Below are 15,461 nucleotides of genomic sequence, written 5' to 3' on the forward strand. Positions count from 1 at the left end.
TTCGCGAAATATTCGCCAACGGAATGAAATAAAAAGAATAGAGGAAAACATGAGTAAAGAAATCAAAACTCAGGTATTGGTATTAGGCGCAGGTCCTGCTGGTTATTCGGCGGCCTTTCGTGCGGCTGACTTAGGTCTGGAAACCGTCATCGTTGAGCGTTTCAACACCCTTGGTGGTGTTTGTTTGAATGTTGGCTGTATCCCTTCGAAAGCGCTGCTTCACGTATCTAAAGTGATCGAAGAGGCGAAAGCCGTCGCGAGCCATGGTGTTGTTTTTGGTGAGCCACAAATTGATCTGGATAAGCTTCGTGGCTTCAAAGAGACTGTGATCAGCCAGCTCACTACCGGCTTAGGCGGAATGTCTAAGATGCGTAAGGTTGATGTGGTAAATGGCTTTGGTAAGTTTACCAGCCCGAATACCATAGAAGTTACCGGTGAAGATGGCGTAACCGTGATTCACTTCGAACATGCGATCATTGCCGCGGGTTCACGCCCTATTCAGCTGCCATTTATCCCCCATGAAGATCCACGTATCTGGGATTCTACCGATGCACTGGAACTGAAAGAGGTGCCAGGAAAGCTGCTTGTTATGGGCGGTGGTATTATCGGTCTGGAAATGGGTACCGTATACTCGTCGCTGGGCAGCGAGATCGATGTAGTTGAGATGTTCGACCAGGTTATTCCTGCGGCCGATAAAGATATCGTTCGCGTTTACACTAAGAAGATTAAGAAGAAATTCAATCTGATTCTACAGACTAAAGTTACCGCCGTTGAAGCTAAAGAGGATGGTATCTATGTGTCTATGGAAGGCAAAAAAGCGCCAACCGAACCTGTACGTTACGATGCGGTGCTTGTGGCGATCGGTCGTACGCCAAATGGTAAGTTAATTGATGCAGAAAAAGCGGGCGTTAATATCGATGAGCGTGGCTTTATCAATGTTGATAAGCAGATGCGCACTAATGTACCAAACATCTTTGCGATTGGTGATATTGTTGGTCAGCCGATGCTGGCACACAAAGGTGTGCATGAAGGCCATGTTGCTGCAGAAGTTATCTCTGGCCTTAAGCACTTCTTCGATCCTAAGGTTATCCCTTCAATTGCTTACACAGACCCGGAAGTCGCATGGGTTGGTTTGACAGAGAAGGAAGCGAAAGAGCAGGGTGTTGCTTATGAAACTGCGACCTTCCCTTGGGCTGCAAGTGGCCGTGCTATCGCGTCTGACTGTAGTGAAGGCATGACTAAGCTTATCTTTGACAAAGAGACTCATCGTGTGATCGGTGGTGCTATCGTTGGTGTTAATGGTGGTGAGCTCTTGGGTGAGATCGGTCTTGCTATCGAGATGGGTTGTGATGCTGAAGACTTAGCGCTCACGATTCATGCTCATCCTACTCTGCATGAATCGGTAGGTCTGGCAGCCGAAGTCTATGAAGGTTCGATTACTGACCTGCCCAACCCAAAGGCAAAAAAGAAGAAGTAATCTTTAACAGATTAAAAAAAGCGCTCTTTTGAGCGCTTTTTTTTATTTGCGTTATAAATTTGTAAATAAGCGGGTGAATTTGATTCGACGAACTGCTACATTCGAAGTAAGCCTACAAGATGTCTATTGAATGCAGATCGCTTACTTAAAAAAATTACTTTTTCCAATCCTGTTACTCCTCTGTTGCCAAGCCTCCGTCATGGCGGGTGATCTGGTGGCGCGTGTTTTTAATGAGCGGGAAGGTCTGACAAACTCCCAGATCAATGATATCAGCTTCGATGAATATGGTTTCGTGTGGCTGGCTACAGATGAAGGCCTCTATAGGTTAAGTAACTCTAAAGTCAGACGGATCGATAAAGTCGAATTTGACCTGCGACTCTCCGATGAATATGTGAATGTTGTCGAGTCTCTGAGTAAAAAACATCTGCTTGTCAGTAACTACTCCGATAACTACCTCTATGACATTCTGGATAACCGGTTTGTTAAGTTCGGCAGTGAGGAGCTGTTTCCTGAGTTTAAGGGCGGAAGCATAGTCGCTCAGACTACACGAGACGATGGTAGCTATCTCTTTCTAACCCGGGAGGGGGAGCTGCTGCAGTATACTTACCAGCCATCTTCATTAGAGAGGATCGTCTTCCTGCCGACGAATGACGATACTCTATGGCATAACCTGGTAGCTCTCGATGATGGTCGCATCATGGTGGGGACCGAGTATGAGCTGCAGTTGAGAGATAGTGATGGTCGGCGGTTGGCGGTTTTTCCCTGGGAGGAGAAAAATGGCCTGATGAAATGGTTGTTTAAAGATGCTAAGGGAAGAGTCTGGTTAAGCTCGACCAATGGTGTCTTTAGGGTCGATGTCGATAACTTGAAGGTAAGTCTGGTGGAGACGCTACCCTACTATACCACCAAAATTGCGGAGGATAATGACGGTAATCTTTGGATCTCGGGTCATGTTGGTTTAATCAAGTGGCGGCCCGGTACTACAGATCATAAGATATTTAAAGAGCAGCTGAAGCAGAGTGCAGATATCGATTATATCAACGATATTGCGGTAGATAACACGGGAATCATCTGGGTTGGCGGCTCGGGGGACGGTTTGGCAGTTCTGGCCGATGATCCCGCTTTCCTTATCGATAAATTTAACAAGTCTGAGCCCTATAACATCAGTAATGAGATGGTATGGGGCGTGTTTGCCGAGGGGGATAATCTTTGGCTGGGGACGGATAATGGCCTCATAGTTATCGATAAAAAGACAAAGCGCTCTAAGACTTTAGTTCCGCAAGGTATCGAGCTGAACGATAGTATCTATAAGATAGATCCCTTGGCACCCGACCTGCTGCTACTTTCAACAACTAATGGTCTGTTCGTGGTAGATAAGGTTAACTTTACAGCCCAACGCTTTGCTCAGTGGACCGGCGGAGCATATTCCCTGGAGCAAAAGATTGTTTATACCAGCTATAAAGATCCCTTGATTGAGGGGCGCTGGTGGTTTCTTACCATGACAGGTCTCTACTTCTGGGAGCCGGGTTTAGCCGAACCGCAGGAAGTGTTAATTGACGCTGTCAAGAGCCGCTCCAGCATGCGGGATCTTAGGGCGCTATTTCGTGATGAGTCGGGTCGGTTATGGGTCGGTGGAGGAAGCTTTTTTGGCTATTTGGATAGTGACGGTAAATTTCATTCAAAGATCGATATTTTCAGCGATGAGGATACCGATGTTGAAGTCAACTACATAAACCTGGTCGAACCGGGTGTACTTTGGCTTGGCACATCTCCCAAGGGACTCATCGAATACACGCCCGCCACGGGTAAGGTTAAATCATTGGATCAGGAGTGGCTGGTAGATTGTTCATCTGTGTTTTTCATTCACCAGGATGATGACTATCGGGTCGTCGGTTGTCCCTATACGATAATCAGGCAGGATATTGAGAATAAAGATATTTTGGTTATCGGTGAAAATGATGGGCTCATCGGAGATGAGTTAAATGACGGTGCCTTTTTCTTTGACCCGGATTATGGCCTCTATCTGGGAAGCCCCGATGGTGCAATGGCATTGGAGATAGATGCACTGACAAATCGCATCCAAAGAGACAATATTTTTCTGGAAGCTGTGTCGGTGCTGTATGACGATGAGACTCAAGTCGATCTCATTCCTCAGGTGGATATGGTTATTCACCCCGGTGCCAGAATGATAAGTTTTCAGATCACAAGTCTTGATTACCTTGACGACACCCCTTTGACATTGCAGTACAGACTTCGTCGTGAGGGGGATAGTGCCGAGAGTCATTACCTCTTGCTGGAGGGACAGTCGCAGCTCAATATCACAGGCTTGAGATCCGGAAATTACCAACTGGACATCTTAAGCCAGGAGAATGGGATCTGGACAACGCAGCCCCATACGTTTGAGTTTAAAGTAAAGCAATATTGGTGGCAGGCTCAGTGGTTTCAGGGACTGATCCTATTCACGGCTCTGTGTATTTTTATTAGTGTCATCGTTTATCGTCAAAGGCAAGTTAAAGCCTTTAAGCGGGTCAATAGCGCATTGGTTGAAAGTGAGGACAGATTACGTCAGTCCCTTAAGGGAAGCGACTCTGAGCTATGGGAGTGGCGGCATGACACCCAGATGTTCAGTCTGGAAAACCGGGGAGCTAAACGAAAAGAGGATCGAAAGAATAAACTGTTAGCTTTGGATGATTTCCCCATTCATCGAGATGAAAAAGATCGTGTTATGGCATCCTGGAACAGTATGATCCATGGTAACAGTGACAGGTTTGATGTCGAATATCGCTATCGTCGAGATGATAAGACATGGGGATGGATCCGTGTACGGGGTCGGGCTGTAGAGCAAGAGCCTGAATCTGGGAAAATCCTGCGTGTAGCGGGAATTTACTCAGATATCACGGCACAACGTAAACTCGAAGATGATGTGAAACTCTTGGCGCAAGCATTTGGTAACACCTCTGAAGGGGTGTTGATTCTGGATGCTAACGAACGAATTAAAGTATCAAATAAAGCGGCTCAGACCATCTTAGGTTCAGATGCGAGAGTCTTAACCCACAAGTACTTTTCCGATCTTGTTGTGGCTAAAGAGGGGCGTTCGGACGAGATCGCGTACCTCCTGGAACAGGGAGTATCCTGGACCGGAGAGCGGGAGTTTGTATGCGCCGATGGTAGTAGCTGTCCGGTTTGGCTTAATGTATCGACCATGCTTGGCGGAAAAGGGGACGTTACCCACTATGTCGCTGTATTTTCAGATATCACTGAGCGAAAGCGCACAGAGGCGGATCTGCGTAGGTTGGCTAATTACGATGTGTTAACGGGCCTTCCCAATCGTACTCTGTTTTCTACGCGTTTAGCGCAATCCATTCATCGCGCAGAGCAAAGCGGTGAGAAGTTAGCACTTATCTTTCTCGATCTGGATAGATTTAAGCATGTTAATGACTCATATGGTCACAGCATGGGGGATGCACTGCTCGTCGAGGCTGCCAGCAGACTGCAGTCATGTATTTCGGAAGAACACACCCTCTGCCGGTTCGGCGGCGATGAGTTTGTACTATTGATCAGAGATGCCGGTAATGTCGACGTTATCAACCATATTTGCAGTGAGTTGCTGGTGCAGATAGAGGCGCCGTTTGAGCTGTATGGAAGGGAGTTCTTTATCTCCACCAGTATCGGTGTCAGCCTGTGGCCTGATGATACCAGACAACCTGAGGTGTTAATTAAAAATGCCGATCAGGCGATGTACCATGCTAAGGAGGAGGGAAGAGGTAACTTCCAATACTTCTCCTCCGATCGTAATGCTGAAGCGCTTTATCATCTACGCCTGGAGGGGGAGTTGCGTAAAGCGATCGAACGGGATGAGTTTGAGCTCCATTACCAACCTCAGGTGGATATCCTCAGGGGGGATAAGTTAATCGGGATGGAGGCTCTACTGCGCTGGCGGCATCATAAGGATGGGTTGATCCGTACCGATATCTTTATCAAGGTGGCAGAGTCATGCGGATTGATTATCGATATCGATCGTTGGGTGTTACGCCAGGCATGTATACAGGGAGCTAAATGGGCTGAGAGTTACAAGGATACCTTTAAGTTATCTGTGAATATTTCAGCGGTTCACTTCCGTCAGCCCGATTTTATCGATGGTGTTAAGGCGATCCTGAAAGAGACCAAGATCCCGACTTCAGCTTTAGGCTTTGAGATCACCGAGGGGGTGTTGATGAAGGAGCTGCACATCGCCAAAGACCACTTGAGGGATCTACGGGAGCTTGGAATTGATGTTGCTATCGATGATTTTGGTACCGGCTACTCTTCACTCGCTTATCTGCGTCATTTCGATGTGGATACATTAAAGATCGATCGCTCCTTCCTCATCGATATTGCTACCAATGAAAATGATCAGGCTATTGCGAGTAGTATCATCGAGCTTGCCAGAAACTTGAAACTCAATGTGGTGGCAGAAGGAGTTGAAACTAAAGAGCAACTCGAGCAGGTGTTCAGTCGTGGTTGCTATGTTATTCAGGGGTACTATTTTTCCAAGCCTTTGACGGTGGATGATATGGAGTCATATATGGGGATATCACCAGCAGGTTGATACCCTGCTTCCCCATGTTTCTATTCATATTTACTCCCTATATATGTTTTAACTATGTTATGTTTATTTTGTTAGAATATGCCCGCCCTGTATCAATTAATAATTAAGAACCATTACCCTATGATACGTAATCTCATTTTTTTACTGGTGATCATTTTCACCTCACTCCCCGTGATGGCCGAAGTCAGGCCGAAAGTTGGTTTGGTTCTCAGTGGCGGTGGCGCGAAAGGTGCGGCTCATGTCGGTGTATTAAAGGTGCTCGAAGAGAACAAGATCCCTGTCGATTACATAGCCGGAACCAGTATCGGAGCCTATGTGGCCGGTATGTATGCCCTTGGATACAGTGCAACTGAGATTGAAAAGGTCATGATGACCGAGTCATGGTCTGATGGGTACTCGGATACGATTCCAAGGGAGTCATTGAGCTATCGCAATAAGCAGCAGAGGGACAGGTTTAATATCCCTGTTAATATGGGCTATAGCGATGATGAAGTGAAAGTGCCTAATGGGCTGTTGCGTGGGCAGACCATGTCTACACTTCTTCAGCGCTCTACCGGGTTGGTCCATCAGTTTGGCCATTTCGATGAGTTAGCCATTCCCTACCGTGCCGTGGCAACGGATCTCGAAACAAGCCAGGCCGTAATTATCAACAATGGTAGTGTCGTTAAGGCCATGCAGGCTTCGGCAACCGTTCCCGGTGCGCTTCAGCCGGTTGAATATGAAGGTAAGCTTCTGGTCGATGGTGGAATCGCAAATAACATGCCGATCGATGTGGTGATGGGGATGGGGGCAGACATCATCATTGCCGTCGATATTGGTTCATCTCTGGTAAAGAAAGCGGAGTTGAACAGTACCGTTGCGGTACTGAATCAGCTATCGACAATGTTGACTAATGCCAGCTCAGAGAGGCAGAAACTCCTTCTTGGTGATGGTGATATTCTTATTCGCCCGGATGTTGGCGAGATGAGCACTACTGATTTCTCAATTATGCCTCAGGCCTATGCCCTCGGAGAGGCTTCCGCACTTGAACATATCGCTCTACTTAAGAAGCTGAGTCTCACCGAGTCCCAATACGCAGATTACCTGCAAGGGAAAAAATCCAGAAGCAGAGCTTGGGTGGATGAGTTTGATCGCCCCTTAGTCGATATTGTTTTTAACAATGAATCGCAAGTGGGTGACTCACTGCTAAGGGAAGCTTTCGGAATTTACCCCGGGGAGGTCGTTACTACAGAACGGCTGGAGAGAGGCATAGCTAACGTATATGCCCTGGATAAGTTTGAACAGGTAAATGCCGAGTTTTCCGATACAGAACAGGGGCGTGTGCTCACATTAAATACCAAGGCTAAATCATGGGGCCCAAATTACTTTCAGCTCGGTTTCAGCTGGGAGGATGATTTCTCTCTGGACTCGGTGGTATCACTGGATCTGGCCTACACACTGACGGATATCACAGATACCGGTGGAGAGTGGCGTAATGAGCTGAGGTTGGGGTTTGAAAAGTTGATCTCTACCGAGTTTTATCAGCCTCTTGATTATGATCAGGAGTTCTTTAGCCGCGCCAAGCTTGCTTATGAGCTAAAAGATTGGGACTTCTATGAGCAGAATGCTAAAACCTTTCAGTTGTCCCAAACTCAATACAGGGCAGATATCGGTATCGGATATAACTATGTTAAAGAGGGGATGGTTGAGCTTGGTATTACCGGAGAAAAGGGGCTCTTAGAGAATAAGGCTTTCTTTGAAGAACTTAAATATGAAACCTACGGCGCTTACTTCAAGTTCGGCTATGACGACCTCAATAGCATCAACTTCCCCACCTCAGGTAATCGATTTACCTTGAACCTCTATTATAGAAACGAGTCGGCCCCCGATCTGTTAGGTTTTCAAAATACCGAAAACTCTTTCCAGATAGAGGCGGATTGGCGCGGGGCATTAAGTGTCGGTAACCATGCATTCGTAGGGATAGCCTCACTGGCTACCGTCGACAAAGATGAGAGTTTCAGCGTACATGTCTCTGAACTCGGTGGCTTCCTCAATCTGTCGGGCTACCACAAAAATGCACTGGTTGGTGCTCATAAGCTGTTTGGTGCCTTCGTCTATCAATATGATCTGGGACGAGACGTGCTGGGGATGACGGATTACCCTCTATACCTTGGTACGAGCATCGAGGCCGGTAATGTCTGGGACTACAGAGATGGGGTGGATCTGGACGATCTCATCTATTCCGGCAGCCTCTATTTTGGAACCGACACATCCATGGGGCCTGCCGCACTCGGTTTTGGTTGGGCCGATGACGGTGAGATGACCCTGTTTATATTCATAGGAAAGAATTGGTAAGCCTGTTTTACAGCCTTAATTCATACAAAGTTACAAAAACTTACTGTAGACCTTTATGGCGCAGTGATAGTGTGTGAGCTCAAAAATTTATAGACAGCTCCACCATAGTGAGACTCTAAAAGGATAGATCGGGGGATGAAAATGAACAGAGTAAGTAAACTGGCGATAGGTATCGCACTAAGCTTAGGCCTGGCCGCCTGTAGCAGCAATGAGCCGACGATAGGTGCCGCTCAGGAGGTGGCTAAGGTATCAGGCGTCGAAAAAGAGAATTTCGATCATAGTGTACGCCATCAGGATGACTTTTATTACAGTGTGAACGGTCACTGGCTGGCAAATACCCCAATTCCTGCCGATAAATCTAACTATGGTGCCTTCTCTGTGCTCTATGAACAGAGCCAGGATGCGTTGAAAAAAATTATCGATGAGGCCGCTGCCAAGCAAGATAAGGTTGAGGGATCCAACGAGCAAAAAGTGGGTGATTTCTATGCCAGCTATATGAACACAGATATCATCGAAAAGTTGGGTATCGAGCCGTTGAGTGGACAATTATCTGCTATCGCTTCCACAAAGAGCCATGAAGATATCGCTGGCATGATGGGCAGCCTGCTGGTGAGCGGCGTTCAGATGCCGTTTGGTTTTTATGTCAATAACGATGCGAAAAACTCAAGTCAATATGCGGTATATCTCTACCAGTCAGGCTTAACACTGCCCGATCGTGATTACTACCTGAAAGATGATGAGAAATTTGTAGCTAACCGGGCTGCATTAAAGAGTTATGTCACAGACCTCATGACACAAGCCGGTAGCAAAGATCCTAAGCGGGTGGCTGCCAGTGTCGCTAAAATTGAGCACTTTATCGCACAGAGTCAATGGAGCCGTGTCGAATCACGTGATGCCAATAAGAGCTACAACAAGATGGACAGGGCCGAACTTCAGGCAACTGTGAGTGACTTTGATTTCGGGCTATTTGCCGACAGTGCCAACATGAGCTCGGTAAACGAAGCTATCGTGCGTCAGCCCTCCTATTTTGAAAAATTTGGTGCCCAGTTTAATAAGTTTACCGTGAGCGAGTGGCAGGATTACCTCTCTTTCCATCTACTTGACAGCTATGGTGAGCTCCTGAGTAAGAACTTTGTCGACCTCCATTTTGCCTTCCATAGCAAGACCCTGATGGGTATCGAAGAGCAGAAGCCACGCTGGAAGAAGGCGGTCGATGCTGCAGATCAGGTCATCGGTGAGCTTGTCGGTAAGGAGTATGTGAAACAACACTTCAAGCCGGAAGCAAAGGAGAAGATGGAAGCGCTGATTCAAAACCTTATCAAAGGCTTTGAGGTGAGCATCAATGAACTGGAATGGATGACACCTGAGACTAAGATTGCGGCTCAAGAGAAGCTCTCTAAGTTTACCTATAAGATAGGCTACCCCGATAAGTGGAGGGATTACACGGATCTTACGATCAAAGCGGATCAACTTGTGGGTAACTATAAGCGTTATGCGAAATTCGAGTATGACACCATGCTGAATAAGCTGGGTAAGCCTATCGATCGCACCGAGTGGCATATGACGCCACAAACGGTTAATGCGTATTACAGCCCAGTAATGAACGAGATCGTATTCCCGGCCGCTATTCTTCAGCCTCCCTTCTTTAATATGGATGCCGATGACGCAGTAAACTATGGTGGTATCGGTGCCGTTATCGGTCATGAGATTAGCCATGGTTTCGATGATCAGGGCGCCAAATATGATGGTGATGGTAATCTTCGTGACTGGTGGACAGATAAAGACCGCGAAGAGTTTAAGAAGCGTGGTGCTCAACTGTCTGCGCAGTACTCATCTTATGAGGCCCTACCGGGGAAATATGTCAACGGTGATCTGACCTTAGGTGAGAATATCGGTGACTTAGGGGGGCTGACTGTTGCGGCCCGTTCCTATCATTTGAGTCTTAATGGTAAAGAGTCGCCAGTTATCGATGGTCTAACCGGTGAGCAGCGTCTGTTTATCGGTTGGTCACAGGTATGGCGTCGTAACTACCGTGATGAGGAGTTGGGGCGTCGTTTGATGACTGATCCACACTCGCCAAGCCATTTCCGCGCCATGGGTACCCCAAGAAACATCCCGGCATTCTATCAGGCATTTGACTTGAAAGAGGGCGATAAGATGTTCCTGGCACCAGAGGATCGCGTTAAGATCTGGTAAATATTTTTACCGGCCAGATAGAGAAAGCCCACCTATATAGGTGGGCTTTTCATTAGGGAGTTTACGAATAAAGTGATAAAACTTAAAACTTTATTTTCCCCTCTAAATACTCCGGAAGCTCGGTGAGGTCATCGAGTTGCTGGTGGGCGATAACCCATTTCGTGTCGAGGCGTTGCTCCTGTGCGGGAATAGCTAAAGCCTGCATATTGGCCGCACGAGCCGCGACGAGCCCGTTAAATGAATCTTCAACGGCTATGCATTCAGTTGGACAAACCACTAACTCCTTGGCGCAGTTAAGGTACACCTCTGGGTGTGGCTTTCCATAAGCTAAGTGCTCGGCAGATTGAACCGAGTCGAAGTAGTGTTTGATATCCAGCTTTTGCAACACGGCATCGACTATTGCATGGGATGATGAGGTAGCCAAACCTATTTTCAACTCCCTTTCCCGGCAGTAATTGAGCGCATCGATCACCCCTGGCATAGGCGCTCCCTCTTTCAGTATATAGCTGGCTACCTGTTCAACTATCTGACCGGCAATGAGGTTATTGTCATAATTATCCCAGGGAAAACGTTGATACCAGTAGCTCACCACCTGGTCGATTCTAAGACCGGTAGTTTGAAGTGTATCTTCAAAACTTATCTCTAACCCCAGATCTCTCATGGTCTGATATTCGGCTTTTTGCCAGGTCGGTTCAGAGTCGATAAGTATGCCATCCATATCGAAAATGATGGCAGAGAGTCGTGAGGCGGTCATAGGGCTCCGGTATGTTCAATATAACTATGGTGAATAGTACTACTAATTATCATCATTTTTACATGATATTGGGAGGGGACAAGTGATTTTATTTTGATTTTTGCCGCCAATTACGGTCCTGCTATAGGCAGTGTTATTTTGCTTAAGGTATTGTTTTTAAGTGTGATTATCAGTTTTTAAAACTATTGTCTAATTTCATTTCTCAGGGGTAACGATTAAATTACAGATCGCTCCTAACAGACAAGTGGATTTATCACCTGTTTATGACTCATAAGAGTGTGATCTGATTCAAACTTTTGTAAACCTGTTGTATAATGCCGAGCAGAAATAAGGGTCGAGCCTGCAGGACTGTGAGCTTCATTTATGAAGACGTGCAGTTTCGTTGTTAGAACGCCAAACAAAGAGGAATGTTGCCGTGCTAGAAGCATACCGTAAACACGTCGAAGAGCGTGCTTCAGAGGGCGTAGTCCCTAAGCCACTAGATGCCCACCAAGTTGCCGAACTCGTTGAGCTGGTTAAAAACCCACCTGCAGGAGAAGAGGAGTTTATCCTGGACCTGCTTGAAAACAGAATTCCACCAGGAGTTGATGAAGCCGCTTATGTTAAAGCGGGTTTTCTCGATGCCGTCGCCAAAGGTGAAGCCAAATCATCTATCCTCTCATCTGCTCGTGCAGTTGAGCTATTGGGAACCATGCAGGGCGGTTACAATATTCAACCGCTTATTGCTCAGTTAGATAATGCCGAGCAAGCGCCACTTGCCGTTGCAGCATTATCGAAGACGCTGTTGATGTTTGACTCTTTCCACGATGTGGTTGAGAAGATGCAGGCGGGCAATGAGTTTGCCAAGCAGGTTGTTGAATCCTGGGCCGAAGCCGAGTGGTTCCTTAACCGTCCTAAGCTTGCTGAAAAAGTGACTCTGACCGTATTTAAGGTGCCGGGTGAGACAAATACAGATGACCTGTCTCCGGCTCCCGATGCCTGGTCACGCCCTGATATCCCACTGCATGCTTTAGCTATGCTGAAGAATGCCCGTGAAGGTATCGTGCCCGATGAGGCCGGTGTGATTGGTCCAATCAAAGAGATCGAGCAGCTTAAGACTAAAGGCTTCCCACTCGTTTATGTGGGTGATGTTGTCGGTACAGGATCTTCACGTAAATCGGCGACTAACTCTGTGCTTTGGTTCATGGGGGATGATATTCCTAATGTGCCTAATAAGCGCGGTGGTGGTTTCTGCCTGGGTGGTAAGATAGCGCCTATCTTCTTTAATACAATGGAAGATGCCGGTGCATTGCCTATCGAGCTGGATGTCAGCAAGATGGCCATGGGCGATGTAATTGATATCTACCCATACCAAGGTGTCGTTAAGCGCCACGATAGTGACGAGGTTATCTCCGAATTCACACTTAAGACAGATGTCTTAATGGATGAGGTGCGAGCCGGTGGACGTATTCCACTGATCATCGGTCGTGGTCTGACTGCCCGTGCCCGTGAAGTGTTAAAACTCGAGCCATCGACTGTGTTCGTACTTCCACAAGATGTAGCCGATACCGGAAAAGGTTATACCCTTGCTCAGAAGATGGTAGGTAAGGCTTGTGGTGTTAAAGGTATTCGTCCGGGGCAATATTGTGAACCTAAGATGACTTCGGTTGGTTCACAAGATACAACCGGTCCTATGACACGCGATGAGCTGAAAGACCTAGCTTGTCTTGGCTTCAGTGCCGATCTGACGATGCAGTCTTTCTGTCACACCGCAGCTTATCCAAAGCCCGTCGATGTGAATACACATCATACACTTCCCGATTTCATCATGAACCGTGGCGGTGTTTCTCTGCGTCCGGGTGATGGTGTTATTCACTCCTGGTTAAACCGAATGCTACTGCCGGATACTGTAGGTACAGGTGGTGACTCACATACTCGCTTCCCGCTGGGTATTTCTTTCCCGGCCGGCTCCGGTCTGGTTGCTTTTGCCGCAGCTACCGGGGTTATGCCTCTGGATATGCCTGAATCTGTGCTGGTTCGCTTTAAAGGTGAGATGCAGCCTGGTATTACGCTTCGTGACCTTGTGCATGCCATTCCCCATAAAGCCATTGAGATGGGTCTGCTAACCGTTGAGAAACAAGGTAAGGTTAACTTCTTCTCTGGCCGGGTACTGGAGATCGAAGGCTTAGAAAGCCTGAAGGTAGAGCAGGCATTTGAACTGTCAGATGCGTCGGCAGAGCGTAGTGCCGCCGGCTGTAGTATCAAGCTGGATAAAGAGCCAGTGATCGAATACCTTAACTCTAATATCGTCATGTTGAAGTGGATGATTGCCGAGGGCTATGGCGATCGCCGTACCATAGAGCGTCGTATCAAGGCTATGGAAGAGTGGCTGGAAAATCCAGAGTTGATGGAGGCCGATAGCGATGCTGAATATGCCGCAGTTATCGAAATCGATCTGAATGAGATTAAAGAGCCCATTCTTTGTGCCCCTAATGATCCTGATGATGCTGTACTGCTATCGGATGTTAAAGACACTAAGATTGACGAAGTCTTCGTTGGTTCCTGTATGACTAACATAGGTCATTTCCGCGCAACCGGTAAGATGCTGGATAAGTTTGCCACGACACTGCCTACACGTCTGTGGATCACGCCTCCAACTAAGATGGATCGTGATCAGTTAACCGAAGAGGGTTATTACGCCATCTTCGGACGAGTCGGCGCTCGTGTAGAGATCCCGGGCTGCTCTCTGTGTATGGGTAACCAGGCGCGTGTTGCCGATGGCGCAACCGTTGTCTCCACCTCGACACGTAACTTCCCTAACCGTCTGGGGACCGGTGCGAATGTTTATCTGGCATCGGCAGAGCTTGCCGCAGTTGCTGCACTTCTCGGTCGCCTGCCAAGTTCAGACGAGTATCAGGAGTATGCTAAGCAGTTAGACGCAACGGCGGCCGATACGTACCGTTATCTGAACTTTGATCAGATGAGCTCTTATACCGAGAAGGCGGGAGAAGTGATCTTCCAGTCTGCGGTATAAAAATCAGAACGGGTCGGGTCCACTGAAAGAATGTGCTTAGAAGGTGGACTTGACCGTTTGCTACCAGTATTGAGAGTTGGTATTTCAGTGCTGTGAAGCAACAAAAAGGCTGGATTCATTGATATGAATCCAGCCTTTTTTTTAAACTTTTTGAACCTAGAACCTTATTATGAGTGCTTAGTATGTAGCACTTCCAGTAGTTGATCTTCTAATTCGAAGCGGGTTTCCATCGCATGGCCCAAAGAGGACAGATCCTTGTCGAGCTGATATAGCACTTTATCATCTACCAATTCGGTATACTTATCGTTGAAATCCAAGGCCGAGTCGGTAGTCTCACTGATGCGTGGAACCAGATTTTGTGCAAGTGCCTGACTCGATACCCCATGTTTTTCACAGGCTGTCACGACACGGTCATATACCTCAAAATGCCCCTCTGAAACATAGTCCATTAAAATATCACAGAACTCTTTGATCGAGGTTAACTCCGGAAGTGACTTTTCAGTCGATTCATAGGGAGGAATGCCTGCTATCTGGCAGTAGTTGACGAGGAGTTTGCGACGGTTGTTCAGCCAATGATCGATAAGTGTGTTAGAACCACCCCATTTTTGTTCGGCTTTCTCTAGTTGTCTTAGCATGATAGTTCCCCTTAAAGAGTTCTTCCCTGACTTCTAATGTAGGTGAGAAACAGGGTAATGATCAACCATTATTCGCTTATTTAGGCAGATATTATTAAATCGAAGAGATGATTATTTTGTATACAGAAATGAGGGGGCTATCAGCGAAATTTTATGGCTGAAAATAAAATGCCCAGCGATAGAATGCTACCGCTGGGCGAGTAAAGGTTTTGCGGGCTCGATGCGACGAGCTTCTTGATTGTTCTTGCTAGCGCAGACTTTTTATACCAAAGGCTGAAGATGTGTGCAACTTTTTTCTGTCATATTGGGAACATTAACACTTAATTTTTGTCAGGTTATTTACATTCTAACTTTCCGTAACTTGGGATTAAACTTGTCGGCATGAAGATGGTGAGTGAGTTATCGCAATGAGGGATTTTGGTGTGAAGAGGGGTTTGTCACATAAATGAGCTGATAGAGGTTAC

At 47.0% G+C, this 15,461-nt stretch carries 7 protein-coding genes; 5 read left to right on the forward strand and 2 right to left on the reverse strand.

Features of this window, described 5'->3' with window-relative positions:
* Positions 1–49: 49 nt before the first annotated feature.
* From lpdA to Q1B47_RS05665, 4 genes are all read left to right on the forward strand, one after another.
* Entirely contained in the window at positions 50–1,477 is a 1,428-nt protein-coding gene (lpdA, locus tag Q1B47_RS05650) for a dihydrolipoyl dehydrogenase (protein ID WP_299789958.1), read from the forward strand.
* Between the two features lie 130 nt (positions 1,478–1,607).
* Positions 1,608–6,065: an EAL domain-containing protein gene (locus tag Q1B47_RS05655; RefSeq protein WP_299789961.1), complete on the forward strand. Its 4,458-nt coding sequence runs from the start codon at positions 1,608–1,610 to the stop codon at positions 6,063–6,065.
* Between the two features lie 120 nt (positions 6,066–6,185).
* A complete protein-coding gene (locus Q1B47_RS05660) occupies positions 6,186–8,399 on the forward strand; it encodes a patatin-like phospholipase family protein (protein WP_299789964.1) in 2,214 nt (737 codons plus the stop codon).
* A gap of 141 nt (positions 8,400–8,540) precedes the next feature.
* Positions 8,541–10,595 carry a M13-type metalloendopeptidase gene (locus tag Q1B47_RS05665; protein ID WP_299789967.1) on the forward strand — a complete coding sequence of 685 codons (2,055 nt, stop codon included), beginning with the start codon at positions 8,541–8,543 and terminating at the stop codon, positions 10,593–10,595.
* Positions 10,596–10,677: 82 nt separating this feature from the next.
* On the opposite strand, the gene hxpB is transcribed toward Q1B47_RS05665, so the two are convergent.
* Positions 10,678–11,349 carry a hexitol phosphatase HxpB gene (gene hxpB / locus Q1B47_RS05670; RefSeq protein WP_299789970.1) on the reverse strand — a complete coding sequence of 224 codons (672 nt, stop codon included), beginning with the start codon at positions 11,347–11,349 and terminating at the stop codon, positions 10,678–10,680.
* A gap of 415 nt (positions 11,350–11,764) precedes the next feature.
* On the opposite strand from hxpB, the gene acnB reads away from it, so the two are divergent.
* On the forward strand, positions 11,765–14,362 hold the full coding sequence (acnB, locus tag Q1B47_RS05675) for a bifunctional aconitate hydratase 2/2-methylisocitrate dehydratase (protein WP_299789973.1): 2,598 nt from the start codon (positions 11,765–11,767) through the stop codon (positions 14,360–14,362).
* Between the two features lie 167 nt (positions 14,363–14,529).
* Here acnB and rsd read toward each other — a convergent pair whose 3' ends face one another.
* A complete protein-coding gene (gene rsd / locus Q1B47_RS05680; RefSeq protein WP_299789976.1) occupies positions 14,530–14,997 on the reverse strand; it encodes a sigma D regulator in 468 nt (155 codons plus the stop codon).
* Positions 14,998–15,461 lie beyond the last annotated feature (464 nt).

The sequence above is a fragment of the uncultured Shewanella sp. genome (assembly GCF_947501225.1).
GTDB lineage: Bacteria > Pseudomonadota > Gammaproteobacteria > Enterobacterales > Shewanellaceae > Shewanella.